Source organism: Roseinatronobacter sp. NSM (assembly GCF_052379845.1).
Taxonomy (GTDB): Bacteria; Pseudomonadota; Alphaproteobacteria; order Rhodobacterales; family Rhodobacteraceae; genus Roseinatronobacter.
Genome location: NZ_JBQTCF010000009.1, coordinates 40,971 through 62,178, shown reverse-complemented (window position 1 = coordinate 62,178; position 21,208 = coordinate 40,971). Strand labels below are relative to the sequence as shown.

Here is a 21,208-nt window from a genome sequence, read left to right as displayed (position 1 = left end):
CGCGCTTGGCTGCAGGTGCCGCTATACGATGGGGTGCCCCCCCGTCACTGGCCCCCCGTCCCTGCCATGCAGGTCACTGCGATGCCAGACCCAGCTTTTCGCGCATCAGCGCAAGCATGAAGTCCCGATATTTGGGGTCATCCAGCGCGACATCCATGATGGCCTGAAGATAGCCGTGCTTTGACCCGCAATCAAAGCGCTGCGACTGGTTCACAATGGCTGAAACCTTGCCCTGTGCCGCCAGAATATCGATTGCATCCGCCAACTGGATTTCCCCGCCTGCGCCCGGCTTCAACCCGCGCAGAATGTCAAACACTTCAGGCTGGAACACATAGCGCCCATAGGATGCCAGATTTGACGGCGCGTCTTCACGCTTTGGTTTTTCAACCAGCCCCTCAACACTCAGGGTGCCGTCGTCATTTTCCTTGCCCGGTCGCAAAATGCCGAATTTGGAAACATCCTCGGGGGCAACCTGCCCCACTGACAGCAATGTCTGCGCCTTCGCCCCATAGGCGCGGATCAGCGCCTCGGTTGGCAGCAACGCCCCTTTCATGAAATCATCGGCCAGAAGAACCGCAAACGGCGCGTTGCCAACTGCAGGGGCCGCACATAAAACAGCATGCCCAAGCCCAAGCGGGGCGGGTTGGCGCACGAACAGGCAGGACACACCCTCGGGGACGATATTGCGCACCATGTCGCGCATTTCGGTTTTGCCCGCCTCAAGAAGCTGGTTTTCCAGTTCAAGATTCGCGTCGAAATGGTCCCCCACGGCGCGCTTGTTTCGTCCGGTCACAAAAATTAGCTCTGTTATGCCCGCCGCAACGGCCTCTTCCACGGCGTATTGAACAATCGGCTTGTCGATGATCGGCAAAAGTTCCTTTGGCATTGCCTTGGTTGCGGGCAAAAAACGGGTTCCGAGGCCGGCAACAGGAAACACGGCTTTGGTAATTCTGGTCATAAATAGTCCACCAATTTCCACTTTTGAGTGAAGCAGCGTTTATAGATATTGGGCTAAAACAAACTTATCTGCCGTATGGATGACGGCAGCAATTATAAATGGTGCCGGCTGAGGGACTCGAACCCCCGACCTTCGGTTTACAAAACCACTGCTCTACCAACTGAGCTAAGCCGGCTACCTGCGCCCCTAATATTTCCAAACGCCGCATTACTCAACACTGATTTTCATGTATCAGTGCAGAAAACAACACTTTCCGGTTCCTGCAGGGGGACTTACGATTTTCGTCTTATAAGTGGCTAAAATCTGACATAATTTTAAGCAAAGCTGTTGAACGAACAGGGGGTTTTGTAAATGGATATTGCGTTACACTTGGGCGCGCACCTGACGGATGAAGGCAGATTGCTTCGGTGTCTGATCAAGAATCGTGACCTGCTGGCGGGTCAGGGAATCGAAGTTCCCAAGCAGGCAAAATACCGTGAGCTGCTGCTTCAGCTTGCTGCGTCCGAACCGGGTGCGGCGCTTGAAGATGACACGGGGCAAATGGTCATGGATACCATTCTGGACTTGGAAAACCCCACCCGGCTGGTCCTGTCTGCCCCCGATTTGTTGGCATGGCAGGGTGGCGCGGTGCGCACTGCTTATTTCTATCCGGCGGCGGCACAGCGGCTGCAGGCCCTGCGCACATGCTTCAGCGGCCATGATGTGCGGCTGTTTTTGGCAATACGCAACCCGGCCTCTTTCTTGCCTGCGTTGCTGGGGCGGTTGAAACGCGGTCAGGCCGAGAAAATCCTGAAATCGCTGAAACCAGAAGAATTGCGCTGGTCAAGGTTGCTGCACACCCTCAGGGACGCGTGGCCCGAGGCGCAGATCACTGTCTGGTCGGATGAGGACACGCCCTTTATCTGGCATAAACTGCTTCGGGACGTGGGCGGGTATGACCCTGATACGCCGCTGAAACACAGCTTTGACTGGTTCGATGAAGTCATGGTGCCCGGCGGGGCCCAGAAGCTGGAAACCTATCTGAACGCGGCCCCCCCCGTGGATGACATGCACCGCCAGCGCGTGATCAGCGCGTTTCTGGACAAATTCTGCGACGAATCGAAAATGGAAGTCGATGTCAGCATCACCGGCTGGACCGAGGAGAAAGTTGATCTGCTCTCGGCCCTGTATGAGGATGACATCATGACCCTTGCAGGGCTGGATGGCGTCACCGTTATCGAACCCTGACCTGCGCATTTGGCCCGCGCCCAAATCCGGCGCAGGCCAGGTTCCAACGCGTCATTGTGCCAAATTTCACCGCTGCCATGCGCGTGTTTGCGCGACATAAGCAAACCCGCCGCCGCGCCGCGCGGTCAGACCATGCCAAGCGCTGCCTTATACAAATCCAGCACCGCTTCTTCTTCGGCAATTTCATCAGGCTTGCGTTTGCGCATCGCAATGATCTTGCGCAGAACTTTGGTGTCATAGCCGCGGCCCTTGGCTTCGGCCATCACTTCCTTTTGCTGGTCCGCAATGTCCTTCTTTTCCGCATCCAGATGTTCGTAGCGTTCGATAAACTGGCGCAATTCATCGGCAGTGACATTATAGGCATCATTTGAAAGGTCGGTCATGGTCTGTCCCTGTTCTGGACTGGTTCACAGTTGCGCGGTGATGCCCAATCGCGCCTGCAGGCGCAACCCCTGACGCAACCACGCGAACAGGAAAACCGGAACTGGCGCAGGCGCCATTTTGCCGCAACTGCGAAATAATTTTCATTTTGAAATATCGTCAGGTCTTGATACTGTGTCGAAAATACGGACAGGCGGAGTAATGACCCAGACACCCAAGCGCGCGCTGCACAAATTCGAGAAATCCTTGCCCATTGCGCTGCTGCGCACCAGAGAGGCAACAACCCGGTTGTTCAAACCCTTCATTGATGGCCATGATCTGACAATGCCGCAATGGCGGGTCTTGCGCGCCTTGGCTGAAGCGGACGCGCTTGATGCACGCACACTTTCCGAACGCTGTGTCATTCTGCCGCCCTCGCTGACGCGCATTTTCCGCGCGATGACGCAGCGGGGTTTGATCCGTCAGGTTGAGTGTGCCGACGCGCGCAGACATATGGTCGCCCTGACCGAAACGGGACGCGCGTTGTTTGAACAGGTTTTGCAGGAATCAGAACCCGACTACACGCGTTTGGCAAAAGCGTTCGGACCGGAACGGCTGGACATGCTTCTGGATCTTCTGAACGAACTGCGCGACACGGCGCAACGCATGGTGGACACGTCGCCGGATGATGACACAGCCCCCCCCCACCCCTGACGGGGTCAGGGCGCAGCGCGCAAAACAAGCACCGCATTCAGGCCACCAAACGCGAAGGCATTGCTCATCACAATGTCAACGCTGGCGCCGCGTGCCTCATTGGGGACCGGGTCCGGCACGCAATCGGGGTCAAATTCGGTGTGGTTGATTGTGGGCGCAATGACGCCATCCTTCAGCGCCATCAGGCAGGCCAGAAGTTCGACCGCGCTGGTCCCGCCAATAAGGTGGCCATGCATGGATTTTGTGGACGACACCGGCAGCTTGTCCAGATGCGCCCCCATCACCGCGCGCAGCGCCTGCGATTCCACGCGGTCATTCGCGGCTGTGCCTGTGCCATGGGCATTCACATAGCCCACATCCTGCGCCGCAACCCCGGCGTCGGACAGGGCGGCGCGCATGGCGCGCACTGGCCCGTCCACATCGGGCATAACAATGTCACCGGCATCGGCACTTAGGCCGAACCCTGCCACTTCGGCCAGTATGGGCGCACCGCGCGCGCGGGCATGCGTCCATTCCTCGAACACGAAGACCGCGCCGCCTTCGCCTTGAATCATCCCTGTGCGGTCGCGCGAAAAGGGGCGGCAGGTGTCGCGCGCCATGACGCGCAGCCCTTCCCATGCCTTTATGCCGCCAAAGCCCAGCATCGCTTCCGATCCGCCCGTCAGCATGACATCCGCCATCCCGCAGCGCACTATCTGGAACGCCTGCCCCATCGCATGATTGGCCGATGCGCAGGCCGTGGACACAGTAAAGGCTGGCCCCTTCAGCCCGAATTCCATCGAAATATGGGACGTGGCCGCATTATGCATCAGGCGCGGCACCACGAAGGGATGAACACGGTTCTTCCCCTCGGCATAGACAGTGCGGTAATTGTCATCCACCGTCAGGTTGCCGCCCCCGGCCGTTCCCATGATGACCCCGGCGCGCAGCCCCAGCGCACCATCAAAGGACAGCCCCGATTGCGCCACAGCTTCGCGCGCGGACACAAGCGCGATCTGGGTGAAACGGTCCAGCAACGGCAAGGTATTTCGCGCGAAATGCTGTTCGGGGTCAAAGCCGCGAATTTCAGCGCCCACCTGCACCGTCAGGCGGTCCACATCGCGGCATGTCAGCGGGCCAATGCCGCACAGACCGCGTTGCAGCGCGGTGAAAGTGCCCATGCTGTCATTGGCCAGCGCATTCACAGTGCCAGCGCCGGTTATGACAACGCGCCTCATGCGGCTTTTCTGGCGATCAGCTTTTCAACTTCCAGGATGATCGCGCCAACCGTGGAAATATCGAACCCGGTTTGGTCGGGCGCGTTGGCATTGAACGGCACCGATATGTCGAATGCCTCCTCTATTCCGAAGATACATTCGACCAGACCAAGACTATCAAGCCCAAGGTCACTCAGGGCCATGTCCATGCCCACCTCGGATGTGTCAACCATTGCTTGCTGTGCGATGATATCAATCACGCGCCGGGCAGTTTCAGTCGTCGTCTGCATGTATTCCAGTCCCATCGGGAACACTCCGTCTCATGGCAGGTGCGTTCCATATCGTCGCAGAATGTAACAGTTTCGCAACAGAGGGCAACTCAAATCGCTGTGGGTCAGGGCGTCTTCGGGTCGAGGCCGCGCCGGGGATGGTCCGGCGCGTGCGGTATCAGCTGCGGATTCCGCTGCTGACCGCCCCGGCGTTCTTCAGCGCCTCATGAATGCGGGCATCACGCCCATACATGTCCTCGCGGAAATTCAGCTCCCCGCGCGCATTGGTAAAGGCCGTGCGATAAACCAGATGGATCTGCACAGGGTCGTCCAGAAAAACCCGTGTCTGCTGGCCCGAGTTCAGGACGGAATGATACAAACCGCGCGGGTCCTCGCTCTGGCGCGACAGCAGTTCATAAGCGAAATCCCGTGGGTCATTCAGCCGCACACAGCCCGATGAATGCGTGCGCACGGTGGTGTTGAACAAATGCCGTTCGGGCGTGTCATGCAAATAAATCGCATAAGGGTTCGGGAACATGAACTTCACTTCGCCAAGCGCATTTGTCGGCCCCGGTGGCTGGCGCACATTGAACGGGAAATTGGCAGGCGTGTAGCGCCCGAAATTTATGGCCGAACGTGGCACAACGCGCCCCTGTGCGTCCACAACCTCCAGATGGCGCGCCCCGCCAGACGCCAACGCCCCCCAATAGGACCGCGCAAGAATGGACCGTGGCAATGTCCAGTCGGGGTTGATTTCCAGATAGGTCATGCGGTGCGAAAATTCCGGCGTTTGCCGGTCACCGGCCTGCGCGCCCACAACGGCGCGCGTCTGGAATGTGACCTGATCGTAATCCACGATCTGGGCGTTGAAATCCGTAAGGTTCACCCAGATATGCCGGTCCCCGCGCGGAATGTTCAACCACCGCTCTCGCTCCATGGCGACGTTCACGGCAGCCAGACGGTCCTGCGCGCTGACATTGAGGGCGCGAATGGTGGCCGTGCCTGCAATTCCGTCAGCTTCGATACCATGGTTGACCTGAAAATTCAGCACTGCAGTTTGCAACGCCGCATCATAGCTGGCGGATGCCGAACGCCCCAGATAGCCCATCGCAATCAGCCTGTTGCGCAGCGCGATGACCGCATCGCTTGATGTGCCGGGTGTAAAGCGCACCTCGGGAACGCGCGGCCCCCACCCCCCGTTTTGAATGGTCTGTTCCAGCTGCATTCTGGCACGGAAAAGCCGCGCATATTCGGGGGCCCTCGGGGCAAGATTGCGCATGAATGTCGCGGGTTGCGCCTGCGCGAAGTCGCGCAGCAGGGTTTCGGGGTCAGGGCGGGGCAATTCGCGCACAATATTGCGGTCAATGCGGCGCGGGTCCAGCACACCACTGCTCAGGTCGGTAGCGAAGCTTAGAAATACACGGGTTATGCGCGCTTCCAGCAGCGCGCGGTCACGCTCGCTTTGCACGGCCTCGAACGCGGCCAGCAGCCCGTCAAGGTCATAGCGCGCCGCAGGCAAGCCATGATCGGCGGCACGCGACAGGGCATTGACAAGCGCCGCGCGCCGATCAGCATGCTCCGCCCCTGTCCACAGGGGCGCAAAATCGCGCGCGCGATAAAATGCCGACACGCCACTGTCAAAGGATGCGCCTTCAGCCAAGGCTTGACGGAATGCCGGAAATTGTTGCGCATGGGCCGGCACAGCCCCGCCCGTTCCCAACACACACACAAGGCCAAACACCACAAAACCGGAATTGATCTTAGAAACGACATTCCTGAACAACAAAACGCACCTCCTGCAGGGCGGGGGAATCAAAAAGCAGTGATCACAAGATTGGCAAAATACCGCCGATCACGTCCACTCACAAGCCTGAGAGGACGGCGCGCGCCCCTTCCGAGTGTTGCTTTAAGGTTTCTTTCAACAAATTCAGATAGTGATCCCCCAATGAGACGCCCCCAATGCGCAACAAGAATGTTGCCAGATCATATGCCTGTGCCATCAGGCGCGCCCCTGTGGTGGGCAATTTTCCGCTTAGTTGCGCAGCTACGCGGAACCATGCGCCGATCTTTCCTTGGGTTGCGCGCACGAATGTGCAACATACTGGACAACGGCGATGTATGGCATGCGTGATACCGACTTAAGAAAATCAATCTTGCGCCCGCCATGGCACACATTGCCATATAAAAAAATGACCGTCAGGACAGGAAAAGGGACAGCCGTTCAGATGTGTGAAAACAAATCCAGCGGGCTTACGCGCCGGTCTATTCTAGGGGCGTTTGCGGCCACGGCCATTTCAGCTGCCCCGTTTTTCCCCGGTGTTACCGCCTATGCACGCGGCGCAGGCGATATTCGGAAGCTACAATTCTATTCCGGGCGCACCGGTGAACGTATCAATCTGATCTACTGGATTGACGGATCCTATATTCCCGAATCCCTGTCCGAGATTAACCATTTCTTCCGCGACTGGCGCAATAATGCCGTGCACAGCATTGACACGCGCACTGTCGATTTTCTGGCCGCTGCGCATAACTTGTTGGGCGTGAACGAACCCTATATGCTGTTATCCGGCTATCGGTCCCCGCAAACGAACGCGATGCTGCGCGCGCGGTCACGCAATGTGGCGCAGAACTCCTTGCATCTGAAGGGGCAGGCTGCAGATGTGCGGTTGCAATCGCGGTCTGTGTCCCAGATTGCGCAAGCAGCCGAAGCCTGCCGCGCGGGCGGGGTCGGGCGGTATTCCGGTTCCAATTTCGTGCATTTCGATTGCGGCGCAACCCGCACTTGGGGGCGGTAACACCCCGTCATCGGGGGCCGCTGACACAGGCAGAAATCAGGCGGGGCTGATGCGGGTTTGCATCGGCCTTTTTGCTATATACGCCCTGTTATCCACAGCAACGCGCCGCTGCAAAAGGGAATGATCGCCCTCTGAAATGCGTTGCCTTTGGCAATCCCCGCGCCCTTTGTGACGGTGGACTATTGCCCGCAGAACCGGCTCCCAGTTTTGCGCACCACGCGCTGGCGCTTGGACAAGGGGCGTCTGGGCTGCCTTTTCAGGCCGGCTGCCGGGCAAAGCGCCATGGGCTGGACCAACAAGGTTCCGCTTTTGGGCCGCAAGCCAAATCATCCATTCGCAAACCCACCACAGCCGCAGAACAAATTTCCGCCATTTTCGCACATTTGCCACAACGTTCTTATTCTCTTTGGAGAATTGCCTTAAATGCGGAATTTTGTTCTAAGTTACCTCGAAAACAAGAGGCGAGTCATGCAGCATTTTCCAATCTTCCTAGATACCGCGCAGGCAAATATCGCCGTCATTGGCAATGGCGAAGCGGCCCTTGCCAAGTTGCGTCTGTTGTTCAAGACGCAGGCGCGGATCACAGTGTTCGCGCCCGCACCCGAACCCGAACTGGCGCAAGCAGTGCACGCACATGGCCACAGCCTGATCCGCCGCGCGCCGCAAGCGCAGGATCTGGCCGGAATGCGGCTGGTCTACAGCGCCACAGAAGATGATACGCTGGACACCGCGAATGCCGCGCTTGGGCGCTCGGTCGGGGCCTTGGTCAATATCGTGGACAATCTGGAAGGAAGCGATTTCATCACCCCCGCCATGGTGGACCGCGACCCCGTTGTGGTGGCGATTGGCACCGAAGGGGCTGCCCCTGTGCTGGCGCGCGCCATCAAGAAAGATATGGAAGACCGCTTGCCCGCCGCGTTGGGCCAGCTTGCGCAGGCAGGCAAGGCGTTTCGCCCCCATGCGGACGTCCTGCCCCGTGGCCGCGCGCGGCGCGATTTCTGGGCAGAGTATTATCTGCAGGCCGGACCGGACCTGATGGCGCACCCTGACGACCAACGCCTGCAAGACGCGCTGTTTGCCCTGCGCGACCGGCACCTTGCGCACCATGACCGGATGGGCCGTGTGGACCTGGTGGGCGCTGGCCCCGGCGACCCTGAATTGATGACTTTGCGCGCGCGCCGCTTGCTGGACCGCGCGGATGTGGTCATTCATGACCGTCTGGTGACCCCGGCCATTCTGGAACTTGCGCGGCGCGAAGCGGTGTTCATTGCTGTGGGCAAGGAAGGGTTCGGCCCGTCCACCCCGCAGGACCAGATCAACGCCCTTATGGTTGAGCATGCCCGCGAGGGCGCGCATGTCGTGCGCCTGAAAGGGGGCGATGCCGCAATTTTTGCCCGCCTTGACGAAGAAACCGAGGCACTGGATGCAGCTGGCATTGACTGGGGGGTAACGCCCGGCATTACCGCCGCCAGCGCCGCCGCCGCCACAATCGGGCGCAGCCTGACACGGCGCGGGCGCAACACCGACCTGCATATCCTGACCGCCCATGACAAGGATGGTATCGCCGATCTGGACTGGGCCGCACTTGCCCGCCCCGGCAGTGTCGCCGCCATCTATATGGGCAAACGCGCGGCCCGTGTCATACAGGGGCGGTTGCTGATGCAGGGCGCAGATGCCGCCACGCCGGTTACATTGGTCGAGAATGCCTCGCAGCCCATTCAGTCCGTCACGCCGTGCAGGTTGGACAGGCTGGCGCAAACTGTGCAGGCGCTACGGGGTCCTGTGGTCATGTTGCTGGGCCTGACACCTGCGCGCGCGGCCAATATGCTGCCTGACCTGCTGGAAGCGAGGGCCTGACATGTCAAAAAACCCCGTTGTAAAAGTTATAACCGCCAATGCCTTGTTGGAAGGCGATGTCGTCTGGCTGGACGCCACGGACGGCTGGACGCGGGACTTGCAAAACGCAAAAGTGTTCAGCGACCCCGCACAGGCACAAGACGCACTGCACCACGCAAGCCAGCGTCATGATCAGGTTGTGGGCTGTTATCTGGCGGATATGCGCCTTGGCACCGCTGGCATTGAACCTGCGCATTTCCGCGAGGATTTCCGCCGTCGTGGCCCGTCCAACTATGCCCATGGCAAGCAATCGCAAGGATAAGCATCATGTATCAGTATGATGAATTTGACCGCGCCTTCATTACCGAACGCAACCGCCAGTTCCGCGAACAGGTGGACCGCCGCATTGACGGCAGCCTGACCGAGGAAGAATTCCGCCCCCTGCGGCTGATGAACGGGCTGTATCTGCAGCTTCACGCCTATATGCTGCGCGTGGCTATCCCTTATGGCACGCTGAATTCGGCGCAGTTGCGCCAGCTTGCCATGATTGCCACGCGCTGGGACAAGGGCTATGGCCATTTCACCACGCGCCAGAACATCCAGTATAACTGGCCGCGCCTGAAGGATGTGCCCGATATTCTGGATGCGCTGGCGCAAGTGGGGCTGCATGCCATCCAGACATCGGGCAACACCATCCGCAATGTCACATCCGACCAGTTTGCCGCCGCCGCCGCGGATGAGATTGAGGACCCCCGCCCCTATGCCGAACTGATCCGGCAATGGTCCACGGACCACCCCGAATTCCAGTTCCTGCCCCGCAAGTTCAAAATCGCCATCACCGGCAGCCCGAATGACCGCGCTGTGACCAAGGCGCATGATATCGGGCTGCGGATGCTGCACCGCGACGGACAGACCGGGTTCGAGGTCATCGTGGGCGGCGGCCTTGGGCGCACGCCGATGATTGGCAAGGTGATCCGCGATTTCCTGCCCGTGGCCGATTTGCTGCCCTATCTGGAAGCGATTGTGGGCACCTATAACCTGCTGGGGCGGCGCGACAATAAATACAAGGCCCGCATCAAGATTACCGTGCATGAAAACGGGCTGGAGAAGGTGCGCGATCTGGTGGAAGCACAGTTTGCGCAAATCGCCCCGCAATTCGATGCGGGCGCGACGGCGCAGCATCTTGCACAGCTGAAACGCCAGTTCGCCGCGCCAGACCTGCCCCCCCGCGATGACGCCCCCTATCACGCTGCGCGCCGCAGCGACGGGGTGTTTCGCGCATGGTCTGACACGAACCTGCACCCGCACCGCATGGCGGGCTACAGCATTGTCACCATCAGCCTGAAACCCCATGGCGGCACACCGGGCGACGCCACAGATGCGCAGATGACCCTGATTGCCGATCTGGCTGACCGCTACGGTCAGGGTGAAATCCGTGTCAGCCATGAACAGAACCTTGTTCTGCCCCATGTCGCGCTTGCTGACCTGCCCGCGCTGCATGCGCAGTTGCGCAGTGCGGGGCTGGCCACAGCGAATGTGGGTCTTGCATCTGATATCATCGCCTGCCCGGGCATGGATTACTGCGCCCTTGCCACAGCGCGGTCCATTCCCGTGGCGCAGGAAATCACGCAACATGTCGATGCGCTGAAGCTGGAACATGACATTGGCCCGCTGAAGATCAAGATTTCGGGCTGCATCAATGCCTGTGGGCACCACCATGTCGGCCATATCGGCATTCTGGGGCTGGACCGCGCAGGCGTGGAAAACTACCAGATCACCCTGGGCGGGGACGGGACCGAAGACGCGATGATCGGCACGCGCACCGGGCCGGGCTTTGCCTATGACCAGATCGTGCCTGCGATTGAACGGATTTTGCGCGCCTATCTGGCCCTGCGCCACGACCGCGCGGAAACCTTTCTGCAGGCGTATCGCAGGTTGGGCGCGGACCCGTTCAAGGCCGCGCTTTATCACACGGAGCAGGTCGATGCTGCATGACCTGACCGCATTGAACACACGGTTTGATCACAGCGCCGAAGCGGGGTTGCGCTTTGGCCTGTCGGGTGCGCTGGGACGCGTGGCGCTGGTGTCCAGCTTCGGGGCGGAATCGGCGGTGTTGCTGCATATGGTGTCGCAAATTGCGCCCGATACCCCGGTGCTGTTCATCGATTCCCTGATGCTGTTTCCCGAAACGCTGGCCTATCAGCGCGACCTTGCGGCGCGGCTGAACCTGCGTGATCTGCGCATCATCACAGCGGACCGCGCCGACCTGTTCCAGCGCGACCCCGACAACCTGCTGCACCGCGCGGACCCCGACGCATGCTGCGCCTTGCGCAAATCGCGGCCATTGGAACAGGCCCTGCAGGGGTTTGATGGCTGGATCACGGGCCGCAAGCAGTTTCAGGCGTCAACGCGCAGCCATTTGCAGATGTTTGAACGCGATGACACGCATCTGAAAATCAATCCGCTTGCGGCATGGGGCCGTGCTGATCTGGCGGCCTATATGGACCGTTTCGGACTGCCGCGTCATCCGCTGGTGGCGCAAGGCTATCTGTCCATCGGCTGCGCGCCCTGCACGGCCCCCGTGGCCACAGGCGAGGACCCGCGCGCAGGGCGCTGGCGCGGTCAGGACAAGGTGGAATGCGGAATTCATATCGCAAACGGGCGCGTTGTAAGAAGGCAGGCATCATGACAATCATCGTCACCGATACGGGGTTCAGCCCCGACACATTCAACGGGCCATGGACGGACCTGCCCCCTGATGCCGATGACAGCGCGCTAAGCTGGGCCGTGGCCCGCCAGCACCCCGTGCGCATTCAGTTTCCCGCCTTCAGTGACGGGCGCGGCTTTACCCTTGCGGCGCGGTTGCGGCGCATGGGGTTTACGGGGCGGTTGCGCGCGCAAGGGCATGTGATCGCGGACCAATACGCCATGGCCCGCCGTTCCGGTTTTGATGAGGTGGAGATCAGCGACGATCTGGCCGCGCGCCAGCCAGAAGCGCAATGGCTGTCGCGTGCAAACTGGCGCGCGCATGATTACCGCCATGGCCTGCGCCGCAGCGGCTGAAACGCGCGCGCCCTGATACAGCAAAAAGGCCCCGAATTTCTTCGGGGCCTTTTCAATTGTAAGTGTCGGTACTGCCAGGACTTAGCTGCGGTCCTTCAGGGCTGCGCCCAGAATGTCGCCCAGCGATGCGCCTGCATCAGAAGATCCGTATTGTTCGACGGCTTCTTTCTCTTCGGCAATCTCGCGCGCTTTGATCGACAGGCCAATGCGGCGGGTCTTGCTGTCCACAGATGTGACGCGCGCATCAACCTTGTCGCCAACCTGAAAGCGCTCGGGGCGCTGGTCTGCACGCTCAAGGGCCAGATCCGAGCGACGGATAAAGGATTTCATGTTGTTGAATTCAACTTCAATCCCGCCTTCCTCGATGGCGCTGACTGTGCAAGTCAGGATCGAGCCGCGCTTCACACCTTCGACCGCATCAGTGAAGCTGTCGTTTTCCATGGCCTTGATGGACAGGGAAATACGCTCTTTCTCGACATCGACATCAGCCACGACGGCCTGAACCGTGTCACCCTTGCGGTAGTCCTGAATGGCTTCTTCGCCGCGCTGGTCCCAGCTGATGTCAGACAGGTGAACCATGCCGTCAATGTCGCCTTCCAGACCAACAAACAGACCGAATTCGGTGATATTCTTGATTTCACCTTCAATCTGGGTGCCGGCGGGGTGGGTCTCGGCGAACACTTCCCACGGGTTGCGCAGCGTCTGTTTCAGGCCCAGCGACACGCGGCGCTTGTCGCCGTCGATTTCCAGAACCATGACGTCAACTTCCTGGCTGGTCGAAACGATCTTGCCGGGATGCACGTTTTTCTTGGTCCAGGACATTTCGGACACGTGAACCAGACCTTCAACACCGGCTTCCAGCTCAACGAATGCGCCGTAATCGGTAATGTTGGTCACGCGGCCCTGATGCACGGACCCCAGCGGGTATTTCGCGCCAACCGAATCCCATGGATCGGCTTGCAGCTGCTTGATACCAAGGCTGATGCGGTGGGTGTCCTTGTTGATCTTGATGACCTGCACCTTGATCGTTTCACCAATGGTGACAACTTCGGACGGGTGGTTGACGCGGCGCCATGCCATGTCAGTGACGTGCAGCAGACCGTCAACGCCGCCCAGATCAACAAACGCACCATATTCGGTGATGTTCTTGACCACACCATCTGCAATCTGGCCTTCGGCCAGTTTGGCGATGACTTCGGCGCGCTGTTCGGCGCGGCTTTCTTCCAGAATGGCGCGACGCGACACGACGATATTGCCACGGCGACGGTCCATTTTCAGAATCTGGAACGGCTGCTTCAGGCCCATCAGCGGGCCAGCATCGCGCACGGGGCGCACATCGACCTGAGAGCCGGGCAGGAACGCCACAGCGCCGCCCAGATCGACAGTGAAACCACCCTTGACGCGCCCGAAGATCGCGCCTTCGACGCGGTCCTGGTCGGCATAGGCTTTTTCCAGACGGTCCCAGGCGGCTTCGCGGCGGGCTTTCTCCCGGCTGATGACGGCTTCACCGCGGGCGTTTTCGACACGCTCAAGGTAGACTTCGACATCATCGCCAACGGCCACTTGCGGGGCTTCACCGGGGCTTGCAAATTCTTTCAGTTCGACGCGGCCTTCCATCTTGTAGCCTACGTCGATAATGGCCTGACCTGCCTCGATGGCGATCACACGGCCGGTGACAACACTGCCTTCGGCAGGGGTGTCCATCTCGAGGCTTTCGGCGAGCATTGCCTCGAATTCTTCCATGGTTGCTTTAGCGCACATTCAGATATGGTTCCTTTTTCATCATGTTTCTGGCCTGACGGTTGACTCCGCCGGTCTTTGGACTGGGATCATGAAGACCGCTTCAAGGCCGCATCTGAACATGCAACAAACACAAAGGGTCGCGGCTTGCGCCCGACCCTGCCCGTTCAGAATGTGACCTTTGGCCTTCTTGATTGCGCGTTTCCTAGCGCCAGCAACGCGTTTACGCAAGCGCGGAATGGCCCCTGATGGCAAAACAAGTCGCGTTTTGCCGCTTTTGGCCGTCAGTGGCGTGCAAATCCCGTTATTCCTGCGCCAACAGGGCCTTTATGCGCTGCGCTTCGTCTGTCATGCCCCATGGCGGGTTCAGCACCACCAAGCCCGCGCCAACCATGCGGTGGCCCGCGCGCATTGGTGGAAAGCCAATCTCAAACACGGCTGCATCGGCGTGGTCTTGCGCGATGCGTGCCAGCATCGGCCCATGAAGCCCGGCCTGAAGCACCGGATACCACAGCATCAGCACACCCACATTCCACTTGCGCCGCAGATCGCCCAGCAGCTTGGGCAGGCGGGCGTAATCGTCCTTCACCTCGTATGACGGGTCAATCATCAGCACCCCGCGCCGCGGCGTGGGCGGGCAAATCGACAGCGCCATATCCAGACCGTCTTCATGGCGCAGATGCGCGCCCGACCCTGCCATATGCATGCGCAGCGCCGCAAATTCGCGCGGGTGCAGTTCCGCCAGGGTCAGGCTGTCTTGCGCGCGCAGCAGGCTGGCGGCAATCAACGGCGATCCGGGATAGGCCGCGCGCCCGTGCTGCGCCCGAATGGCGTTCAGCGCAACACTATAGGGATGGTCGGGGGCGAAACGCGCCTGCATGCGCGCAATCCCCGCCGCAGCTTCGTCGGTTTTCAGCGCTTCGGGCGCATCGAGCGCATACAACCCCCGCCCCGCATGCGTTTCGATATAACTTAGCGGTTTGTCCTTGGCCGTCATATAGGCCAGCACCCACGCCAGAAGCGCGTGTTTCTGAACATCCGCCAGATTTCCGGCATGGTAGATATGTTGATAGGACAGCATGGCGCTGTCTTGCACTGAATTGGGGCGGCCTTCAATGGTGCACCGGCCGCGCGCGCCGCAATTTCCCGCCCGCACGCCCGCAACCGCCGGCCTGTCACGCATCAATCCCCATGGGAAACGCAGCTGTCCTGCAGCCCACGACAACCCAGGAAAATCCCGCTCATGCCGTTGGTTTCATTCACCCCAATGTCGAATGTGCCCGCCACTTCATCGGCTTGCGGTCCGTAAAAAGCCCCCTGCGCACTGCCGCCCGCCAATTGGCTGTTGAAGGTGAAGGTGCTTGCATCTGTCGTGGCAAACTGGCCGGTCTGGCGGTCGATGGTCACATTGTTGAAGCCTGCGCGCACGTCTGTGGTGGTGTCGCGCAAGGTGCCGCTCATACTGCCCGACAGCACCCCGCTGTCAAAATTGACCGTCATTGCAATGCCCCCTTCGGCAATGCCCCCCTGCCCGTCCACAATGGCACCGGCCATGAAATGCCCGCGATAATCCTGCACCCCCTGCACCAAGGCAGGGCGTGTGGCCACACTGCCGGGCGCAGAATGATAGATACGATGATAGGATTGCGAAATCTGCCCGTCCACCGCATGATCCAGCCGCAAACTGCCTGCATAGGCATATTCGCCCGCCATGCGCCCTTCCAATGTGCCAGTTTCCAATGTGCCCGCTGGCCCGCCCGTCACACGACAACTTGCGCCAGAATAGTCTTCGCAAATGACGATCGCATCTTTCAGAAAGCCGTCTTCAAACTGGAATTGCACTTCGCCCGTGTCGCGCAAGCTGACAAAAACGCGTGACGCGTCTTGCGACCCGACACCTTGGCTTAACACACTGGTAAAGTTGCGCGTCACGGCAGGCGCGCCACCACCACCGCCACCGCTGCCCCCACCACTACATGCCGCGACAAACAGCGCCGACCCAAACAGGGCCGCGCGGGGAATGAAATTGCTCATAATCTGCCTCACTCAGAAAATCGCGTCTTTTGCGCGGGTTGGGGGCAGAATCTGCATATCGGCAGGCAAAGTCAACACAGGCCGGGAAACGCTGGCGCGCGGTGTTGCAAGGACGACTCAGCTCTTGCAGAAATGGCGGGGGCACGCGCTGCCAGCACCGGCAGGCCCCAAGCGTCAGCGCGTCCCGGCCTGTGCAGGGCGCATTGCCAGCCAGATCAACGCCCCGCCTGCCAGCACCAGAAACGGCAGCATCGCCATATTCACCAACTGCCAGCCGGTTTCCGTTGTCCCGCCCGAACAGTTCATCAACGACCCCGAACTTAGCGACGCCAGAAACACACCGCCAAAAACGATCATGTCGTTCAGGCCCTGAACCCGACCGCGTTCTTCCACCGAATAGGATGCCGTCAACATGGATGTGGCACCGATAAAGCCGAAATTCCAGCCCACGCCCAACAAGATCAACGCGATGTAGAACTGCTCCAGCTGGACACCCGACATGGCAACTGCGCCCGCACCCGCAAGGATGACCAGCCCCAGCCCCACGATGTTGCGCGCCCCGAATCTCGCAATCAGATGACCCGTAAAGAACGATGGCGCATACATGGCCAGCACATGCGCCGACACGATATTGGCCGCATCTGACGTGTCAAACCCGCAACCCACCACCGCCAGCGGCGTGGATGTCATGACAAGATTCATCAACGCATAGGCCACTGTCCCGCAAATGATGGCCACTGCAATGACAGGGGTTTGCAGCATTTCGCGCCGCGTCCGGCCCTGCGGCAGGCTCAGGTCCGGCTTTGCAGGGGTCGGAATATCCAGCAAGCTTAGCAGTGCCATCCCTGCAAGGTTCAGCAAGATAACGCCCAGATATGTGGCCAGAAAGGGCACCGGCATCGCCTCGGCGGTGAAGGACACCAGTTGCGGGCCGAACACAGCCGACAAAAGCCCCCCCGCCATGACATAGGAAATGGCCTTCGGGCGGAATTCTGGGCTGGCGGTGTCAGTGGCCGCAAAGCGGTAAAACCCGTTGGCGGACATATACACGCCCGTCAGCAGCGACCCCAGCAGGAAAAGCGTGAAACTGCCCAGCATCAGCGCATAGGCCCCGATGGCCGCACCCGCGGCCCCCGCCCCGCAGGCCAGCCAGAACCCCGCGCGCCGCCCGTAAGCCTGCATGAACCCCGACAGTGGTGTGGCCGTCAGCATGGACCCCAACACAATCAGCGAAATCGGCAATGTGGCCCAACACGGGTTGGGGGCCAGCATCTGCCCCGCCAGCCCGCCAATGATGAAAATCACCGGAAGCTGTGCACCCACAACCGCCTGCGCGGCCACAAGCACGATTACATTGCGCTTGGCGCGGGCATCATCATGGGTTGCAATCATATCTGTCATACGCGCAGGATTAGCCAATCACTGTGCCAAGGAAAAGGGGAATTTTACATGTGCACCAGTTTGTCGCGCAGGGCGTGCTGATGGTCGGGCGTATTCTGACATCTGAGGGCTGCATGCAAGAAGGGGCCGAATGGCTGGCCGCAGCCGAGCCGCGCTTTGCCCATGCGCTGGCGCTGACCGGCACGCCCCCCCTGCGCAGGCGTGATGACGGGTTTGCACAATTGCTGTCCGCAATTGTCAGCCAGCAGGTCAGCACCCATGCCGCGCGCGCCATCTGGGGCCGGATGGTGGATGCGGGCCTGACCACCCCCACCGCCGTTCTGGCTGCCGATGACGCAACCTTGCGCGCGCCGGGCCTGTCGGGGCAGAAAATGCGCTATGCCCGCGCGCTGGCCGCCGCAGGCATTGATTTTGACGCCCTGCGCACCCTGCCCGACCCCGAGGTGACCCGCATTCTGGTCGAGGTGCCGGGCATTGGCCGCTGGACCGCCGAGATATACGCCATGTTCAGCCTTGGGCGCGCCGATGTGTTTGCCCCTGCCGATCTGGCCTTGCAGGAATCCGCGCGCCGCCTGTTCGCCCTGCCCGACCGCCCGCGCGAAGGCGCCTTGCGCACCATGGCGCAGGCATGGTCGCCATGGCGCACAGTTGCAGCGGGGCTGCTGTGGGCGTATTACCGTGTGGAAACCGACAGGGAAGGCATTTTATGACCCGTATTCTGACATCTGCCCGCAAGGGCGCCCCCAAAGGGCAGGCGAAATCTGCCGTGATTTTCGTGCATGGCTATGGCGCGGATGGCGCGGACCTGCTGGGGCTGGCCGACCCGCTGGCGCCCCATATGCCCCACACGGCCTTTTATGCGCCCAACGCGCCCGAACGCTGCACCGGAAACCCGATGGGGTTTCAGTGGTTCCCCATCCCTTGGCTGGACGGATCGACCGAGGAAGCAGCCCTGACAGGGCTGCAGGCGGCCGCGAACGATCTGGACGCCTTTATCGATCAGGTGCTGGCTGATGAGGGGCTGGAGCCGCGCGCGCTGGCGCTGGTGGGGTTTTCCCAAGGCACGATGATCAGCCTGCATGTGGCCCCGCGCCGCAAAGATGCGCTGGCGGGGATCGTGGGGTTCTCGGGGCGGTTGATGCAGCCCGAACATCTGGCCGATGACGCGCTGTCGCACCCGCCCGTCCTGCTGGTGCATGGCGATCAGGACGAAGTTGTGCCCCCGCAATCGCTGTCCGACGCCGCAGACGCACTGACGGCGGCAGGGTTTGAAACCTATGCGCATGTGTCCAAAGGCACCGGCCACGGCATCGCCCATGACGGGCTGTCCCTCGCGCTGTCGTTTCTGCGCGACAAACTGCCGGGGTAACAGCGGCCACAGGGGGTCAAAGCCCGCGCCATCGGCGGGCCGGGGTCTGCCGGTCCCACGTTGGAGGAATACAGTTTATGCAGGCGGCATACTCCAAGATCAAAAGCTTGGTGTGACGCTGGCCAAATCGGCAGGCCGCGGGACGGCCCGCCGATAGCGCGGCGGCCTGCGGCCTTGGCTCCGCACTGTTTGGGATAAGACGCGGGGCGAAAGCGCAGGTCAGGGCGTGACGACTTCGCCCGCATCCAGCCGCACCACGCGGTCCATGCGGGCGGCAAGCTCCATGTTATGGGTGGCGATCAGCGCCGAAAGCCCCGTATCGCGCACAAGGTCCATCAATGCGCCGAACACCTGATCGGATGTTTCGGGGTCCAGATTGCCGGTCGGTTCATCCGCCAGCAACAGGCTGGGTTCATTGGCCAGCGCGCGGCAGAACGCGACGCGCTGCTGTTCCCCCCCCGACAGGGCTGCGGGGCGGTGCGCGGCGCGCGGCCCCACGCCCACACGCTCCAGCAGGTCACGCGCGCGGGCATGGGCCTGTGCTTTGGGCACACCATTGGCCAGTTGCGGCAAGACAATGTTTTCCAGCGCCGAAAATTCCGGCAGCAGATGGTGAAACTGATAGATGAACCCCACCTGCCCGCGCCGCGCAGCTGTGCGGGCATGATCACCCAGCCGTGTCATATCGGCCCCATTGATGACCACAGCGCCCGTGTCGGGCGTGTCCAGCAGGCCCGCGATATGCAGCAGCGTGGATTTCCCCGCCCCCGATGGCGCGACCAGCGCCACCACCTCGCCCCGGTCCAGCGACAGCGACGCGCCACGCAACACAGCCACTTCATTGGGCCGGCCCGCGTTATAAGTCTTGGTGATGTCGCGCAGCGACAGGGCCTGATCATTCATAGCGCAATGCCTCAACCGGGTTCATGCGTGCGGCGCGGCGCGCAGGGAAAATGGTGACAATGAACGACAGCGACAGCGACAGCCCCACGGCCTTTAGCACATCTTCCAGCCGCAATTGTGCGGGCAACGCGTAGATGCCGCGAATGGACGGGTCCCAGACCCCGCCACCGGCAACATAGTTCACGAAGCTGAAAATCGTATCTATATAGATGGCAAACAGACAGCCCAGCACCACCCCCGCCGCCGTGCCCAGCACGCCCACCGACGCCCCGCAAATGAAAAACACCCGCAGCACCGACCCTTCTGACAGGCCCATGGTGCGCAGAATGCCAATATCGCGGCCCTTGTTCTTGACCAGCATGATCAGCCCCGAAATGATATTCATCGCCGCAATCAGCACCAGAATGGACAGGATCACGAACATCACATTATCCTCGACATCCAGCGCGCGCAGGAACGACCCTGCGCTGTCACGCCATGTCCACAGCATGACCCGCTCGCCGCCCGCGCGCAGCAGGTCCAGACGCAGGCTGTCAATCTGGTCGGGATTGGCGACCATCACTTCCAGTTCATCCGCCACACCGTCGCGGTTGAAATAGATCTGCGCCTCGTCAAAGGGCATATACAGCCGCGTGCGGTCAATATCATAGCGCCCGGCCGTGAAGATATAGACCACCTCATAGGCCGATATGCGCGGACTGGTGCCAAAGGCCGTGCGCACCCCGTCAGGCGAGATGACGCGCACCGTATCGCCAAGCGCCACGTTCAGTTCCCGCGCCACCCCCGACCCGATGGCCACGCCTTCGCCAAAACGTTCAATATCGCCAAGCGCCTGTTCAGGATCGGCCACGCGCGGAATGGTGCGCAGATCATCATGGGCAATGCCAAACACCTCGACCCCGGTATTGCGCCCATGCGCGGACACCATGACCTGCCCCTTGATCAGCGGCGCCACGCGGGTGACACCGCGCACAGCGGCAATGCGTTCGGCCATGTCCTGATAGTCATCAATCACACGGCTGGTGCGGCCGGAATCGTCCACATGCACCGATGAATAGACCGTCACATGCGCATTGGCCCCCAGAATGGTGTCGACAAATTCCGCCCGAAAGCCTGATCGCACCGACAGCGTGGCAATCAGCGCAAAGACCGCCAGCATGATGCCAAGAAAGGAAATGACGGTCATGGCACTGACGCCGCCTTCCGCGCGGCGCGCGCGCAAATAGCGCCAGGCAATCATCCATTCAAACGGGGCGAAGGGGGCGGTATGTCCGGTCATGCGGCGTCCTGCTGCGAATTTTTGGCAACCTCATAGGATTGCCGCGCAACGTCAAGCCCAAAGC

The 21,208-nt window shown here is 60.8% G+C and carries 21 protein-coding genes and 1 tRNA gene; 10 read left to right on the top strand and 12 right to left on the bottom strand.

Annotated features, from left to right (window positions below; all coding sequences use genetic code 11):
* Nucleotides 1–73: 73 nt before the first annotated feature.
* Nucleotides 74–958 carry a UTP--glucose-1-phosphate uridylyltransferase GalU gene (gene galU, locus ACTZWY_RS06840; RefSeq protein WP_444789949.1) on the bottom strand — a complete coding sequence of 295 codons (885 nt, stop codon included), beginning with the start codon at nucleotides 956–958 and terminating at the stop codon, nucleotides 74–76.
* A gap of 99 nt (nucleotides 959–1,057) precedes the next feature.
* Nucleotides 1,058–1,133: transfer RNA gene (locus tag ACTZWY_RS06835), tRNA-Thr, on the bottom strand.
* A 176-nt stretch (nucleotides 1,134–1,309) separates the two neighbouring features.
* Here ACTZWY_RS06835 and ACTZWY_RS06830 point away from each other — a divergent pair.
* Nucleotides 1,310–2,185: a hypothetical protein gene (locus ACTZWY_RS06830; protein WP_444789948.1), complete on the top strand. Its 876-nt coding sequence runs from the start codon at nucleotides 1,310–1,312 to the stop codon at nucleotides 2,183–2,185.
* A gap of 125 nt (nucleotides 2,186–2,310) precedes the next feature.
* Here ACTZWY_RS06830 and ACTZWY_RS06825 read toward each other — a convergent pair whose 3' ends face one another.
* Nucleotides 2,311–2,568 carry a DUF2312 domain-containing protein gene (locus tag ACTZWY_RS06825; RefSeq protein ID WP_444789947.1) on the bottom strand — a complete coding sequence of 86 codons (258 nt, stop codon included), beginning with the start codon at nucleotides 2,566–2,568 and terminating at the stop codon, nucleotides 2,311–2,313.
* Nucleotides 2,569–2,767: 199 nt separating this feature from the next.
* On the opposite strand from ACTZWY_RS06825, the gene hpaR reads away from it, so the two are divergent.
* Nucleotides 2,768–3,259 (top strand): homoprotocatechuate degradation operon regulator HpaR, encoded by a 492-nt coding sequence (hpaR, locus tag ACTZWY_RS06820; RefSeq protein WP_444789946.1) that lies wholly within the window; start codon nucleotides 2,768–2,770, stop codon nucleotides 3,257–3,259.
* A 5-nt stretch (nucleotides 3,260–3,264) separates the two neighbouring features.
* On the opposite strand, the gene ACTZWY_RS06815 is transcribed toward hpaR, so the two are convergent.
* From ACTZWY_RS06815 to ACTZWY_RS06805, 3 genes are all read right to left on the bottom strand, one after another.
* The gene (locus ACTZWY_RS06815) at nucleotides 3,265–4,476 is read right to left on the bottom strand and encodes a beta-ketoacyl-[acyl-carrier-protein] synthase family protein (protein ID WP_444789945.1); all 1,212 of its coding nucleotides are present in this window, start codon (nucleotides 4,474–4,476) and stop codon (nucleotides 3,265–3,267) included.
* Nucleotides 4,473–4,745, bottom strand: coding sequence for an acyl carrier protein (locus ACTZWY_RS06810; RefSeq protein WP_444789944.1), 273 nt, complete (start codon nucleotides 4,743–4,745; stop codon nucleotides 4,473–4,475). Before ACTZWY_RS06810 ends, ACTZWY_RS06815 begins: the two co-directional genes overlap by 4 nt.
* Before the next feature lie 157 nt (nucleotides 4,746–4,902).
* Nucleotides 4,903–6,510 carry a L,D-transpeptidase family protein gene (locus ACTZWY_RS06805; protein WP_444789943.1) on the bottom strand — a complete coding sequence of 536 codons (1,608 nt, stop codon included), beginning with the start codon at nucleotides 6,508–6,510 and terminating at the stop codon, nucleotides 4,903–4,905.
* 439 nt (nucleotides 6,511–6,949) lie between these two features.
* Here ACTZWY_RS06805 and ACTZWY_RS06800 point away from each other — a divergent pair, with 439 nt between their 5' ends.
* From ACTZWY_RS06800 to ACTZWY_RS06775, 6 genes are all read left to right on the top strand, one after another.
* On the top strand, nucleotides 6,950–7,519 hold the full coding sequence (locus tag ACTZWY_RS06800; RefSeq protein WP_444789942.1) for a YcbK family protein: 570 nt from the start codon (nucleotides 6,950–6,952) through the stop codon (nucleotides 7,517–7,519).
* 468 nt (nucleotides 7,520–7,987) lie between these two features.
* Entirely contained in the window at nucleotides 7,988–9,376 is a 1,389-nt protein-coding gene (gene cysG / locus ACTZWY_RS06795; RefSeq protein ID WP_444789941.1) for a siroheme synthase CysG, read from the top strand.
* 1 nt (nucleotide 9,377) lies between these two features.
* The gene (locus ACTZWY_RS06790) at nucleotides 9,378–9,677 is read left to right on the top strand and encodes a DUF2849 domain-containing protein (RefSeq protein ID WP_444789940.1); all 300 of its coding nucleotides are present in this window, start codon (nucleotides 9,378–9,380) and stop codon (nucleotides 9,675–9,677) included.
* 5 nt (nucleotides 9,678–9,682) lie between these two features.
* Nucleotides 9,683–11,350 carry a nitrite/sulfite reductase gene (locus tag ACTZWY_RS06785; protein ID WP_444789939.1) on the top strand — a complete coding sequence of 556 codons (1,668 nt, stop codon included), beginning with the start codon at nucleotides 9,683–9,685 and terminating at the stop codon, nucleotides 11,348–11,350.
* Complete coding sequence (locus tag ACTZWY_RS06780; RefSeq protein ID WP_444789938.1) at nucleotides 11,340–12,044, top strand: phosphoadenylyl-sulfate reductase; 705 nt, start codon at nucleotides 11,340–11,342, stop codon at nucleotides 12,042–12,044. Before ACTZWY_RS06785 ends, ACTZWY_RS06780 begins: the two co-directional genes overlap by 11 nt.
* Nucleotides 12,041–12,418, top strand: a complete 378-nt coding sequence (locus ACTZWY_RS06775) for a DUF934 domain-containing protein (RefSeq protein WP_444789937.1) — start codon at nucleotides 12,041–12,043, stop codon at nucleotides 12,416–12,418. The genes ACTZWY_RS06780 and ACTZWY_RS06775 overlap by 4 nt, the downstream gene beginning before the upstream one ends.
* An 81-nt stretch (nucleotides 12,419–12,499) precedes the next feature.
* Here the strand turns inward: ACTZWY_RS06775 and rpsA are convergent, their stop codons facing one another.
* From rpsA to ACTZWY_RS06755, 4 genes are all read right to left on the bottom strand, one after another.
* Nucleotides 12,500–14,179, bottom strand: coding sequence for a 30S ribosomal protein S1 (gene rpsA, locus ACTZWY_RS06770; protein ID WP_444789936.1), 1,680 nt, complete (start codon nucleotides 14,177–14,179; stop codon nucleotides 12,500–12,502).
* 283 nt (nucleotides 14,180–14,462) lie between these two features.
* Entirely contained in the window at nucleotides 14,463–15,239 is a 777-nt protein-coding gene (gene rlmJ / locus ACTZWY_RS06765; protein WP_444790001.1) for a 23S rRNA (adenine(2030)-N(6))-methyltransferase RlmJ, read from the bottom strand.
* A gap of 101 nt (nucleotides 15,240–15,340) precedes the next feature.
* Nucleotides 15,341–16,192, bottom strand: coding sequence for a transferrin-binding protein-like solute binding protein (locus tag ACTZWY_RS06760; RefSeq protein WP_444789935.1), 852 nt, complete (start codon nucleotides 16,190–16,192; stop codon nucleotides 15,341–15,343).
* 174 nt (nucleotides 16,193–16,366) lie between these two features.
* On the bottom strand, nucleotides 16,367–17,593 hold the full coding sequence (locus ACTZWY_RS06755; protein WP_444789934.1) for an MFS transporter: 1,227 nt from the start codon (nucleotides 17,591–17,593) through the stop codon (nucleotides 16,367–16,369).
* A gap of 77 nt (nucleotides 17,594–17,670) precedes the next feature.
* Here ACTZWY_RS06755 and ACTZWY_RS06750 point away from each other — a divergent pair, with 77 nt between their 5' ends.
* Nucleotides 17,671–18,303, top strand: coding sequence for a DNA-3-methyladenine glycosylase family protein (locus ACTZWY_RS06750; RefSeq protein WP_444790000.1), 633 nt, complete (start codon nucleotides 17,671–17,673; stop codon nucleotides 18,301–18,303).
* Complete coding sequence (locus tag ACTZWY_RS06745; RefSeq protein WP_444789933.1) at nucleotides 18,300–18,962, top strand: alpha/beta hydrolase; 663 nt, start codon at nucleotides 18,300–18,302, stop codon at nucleotides 18,960–18,962. The genes ACTZWY_RS06750 and ACTZWY_RS06745 overlap by 4 nt, the downstream gene beginning before the upstream one ends.
* A 219-nt stretch (nucleotides 18,963–19,181) precedes the next feature.
* Here the strand turns inward: ACTZWY_RS06745 and ACTZWY_RS06740 are convergent, their stop codons facing one another.
* Together ACTZWY_RS06740 and ACTZWY_RS06735 are read right to left on the bottom strand one after the other, a co-directional pair.
* Nucleotides 19,182–19,865, bottom strand: coding sequence for an ABC transporter ATP-binding protein (locus ACTZWY_RS06740; RefSeq protein WP_444789932.1), 684 nt, complete (start codon nucleotides 19,863–19,865; stop codon nucleotides 19,182–19,184).
* Entirely contained in the window at nucleotides 19,858–21,144 is a 1,287-nt protein-coding gene (locus tag ACTZWY_RS06735) for a lipoprotein-releasing ABC transporter permease subunit (RefSeq protein ID WP_444789931.1), read from the bottom strand. Before ACTZWY_RS06735 ends, ACTZWY_RS06740 begins: the two co-directional genes overlap by 8 nt.
* Nucleotides 21,145–21,208 lie beyond the last annotated feature (64 nt).

What these genes read in the sequence shown, in the direction of transcription:
- galU (WP_444789949.1), bottom strand. Translation starts at nt 958, where the DNA reads ATGACCAGAATTACCAAAGCCGTGTTTCCTGTTGCCGGCCTCGGAACC.
- ACTZWY_RS06830 (WP_444789948.1), top strand. Translation starts at nt 1,310, where the DNA reads ATGGATATTGCGTTACACTTGGGCGCGCACCTGACGGATGAAGGCAGA.
- ACTZWY_RS06825 (WP_444789947.1), bottom strand. Translation starts at nt 2,568, where the DNA reads ATGACCGACCTTTCAAATGATGCCTATAATGTCACTGCCGATGAATTG.
- hpaR (WP_444789946.1), top strand. Translation starts at nt 2,768, where the DNA reads ATGACCCAGACACCCAAGCGCGCGCTGCACAAATTCGAGAAATCCTTG.
- ACTZWY_RS06815 (WP_444789945.1), bottom strand. Translation starts at nt 4,476, where the DNA reads ATGAGGCGCGTTGTCATAACCGGCGCTGGCACTGTGAATGCGCTGGCC.
- ACTZWY_RS06810 (WP_444789944.1), bottom strand. Translation starts at nt 4,745, where the DNA reads ATGCAGACGACGACTGAAACTGCCCGGCGCGTGATTGATATCATCGCA.
- ACTZWY_RS06800 (WP_444789942.1), top strand. Translation starts at nt 6,950, where the DNA reads ATGTGTGAAAACAAATCCAGCGGGCTTACGCGCCGGTCTATTCTAGGG.
- cysG (WP_444789941.1), top strand. Translation starts at nt 7,988, where the DNA reads ATGCAGCATTTTCCAATCTTCCTAGATACCGCGCAGGCAAATATCGCC.
- ACTZWY_RS06790 (WP_444789940.1), top strand. Translation starts at nt 9,378, where the DNA reads ATGTCAAAAAACCCCGTTGTAAAAGTTATAACCGCCAATGCCTTGTTG.
- ACTZWY_RS06785 (WP_444789939.1), top strand. Translation starts at nt 9,683, where the DNA reads ATGTATCAGTATGATGAATTTGACCGCGCCTTCATTACCGAACGCAAC.
- ACTZWY_RS06780 (WP_444789938.1), top strand. Translation starts at nt 11,340, where the DNA reads ATGCTGCATGACCTGACCGCATTGAACACACGGTTTGATCACAGCGCC.
- ACTZWY_RS06775 (WP_444789937.1), top strand. Translation starts at nt 12,041, where the DNA reads ATGACAATCATCGTCACCGATACGGGGTTCAGCCCCGACACATTCAAC.
- rpsA (WP_444789936.1), bottom strand. Translation starts at nt 14,179, where the DNA reads ATGTGCGCTAAAGCAACCATGGAAGAATTCGAGGCAATGCTCGCCGAA.
- rlmJ (WP_444790001.1), bottom strand. Translation starts at nt 15,239, where the DNA reads ATGCTGTCCTATCAACATATCTACCATGCCGGAAATCTGGCGGATGTT.
- ACTZWY_RS06760 (WP_444789935.1), bottom strand. Translation starts at nt 16,192, where the DNA reads ATGAGCAATTTCATTCCCCGCGCGGCCCTGTTTGGGTCGGCGCTGTTT.
- ACTZWY_RS06755 (WP_444789934.1), bottom strand. Translation starts at nt 17,593, where the DNA reads ATGACAGATATGATTGCAACCCATGATGATGCCCGCGCCAAGCGCAAT.
- ACTZWY_RS06745 (WP_444789933.1), top strand. Translation starts at nt 18,300, where the DNA reads ATGACCCGTATTCTGACATCTGCCCGCAAGGGCGCCCCCAAAGGGCAG.
- ACTZWY_RS06740 (WP_444789932.1), bottom strand. Translation starts at nt 19,865, where the DNA reads ATGAATGATCAGGCCCTGTCGCTGCGCGACATCACCAAGACTTATAAC.
- ACTZWY_RS06735 (WP_444789931.1), bottom strand. Translation starts at nt 21,144, where the DNA reads ATGACCGGACATACCGCCCCCTTCGCCCCGTTTGAATGGATGATTGCC.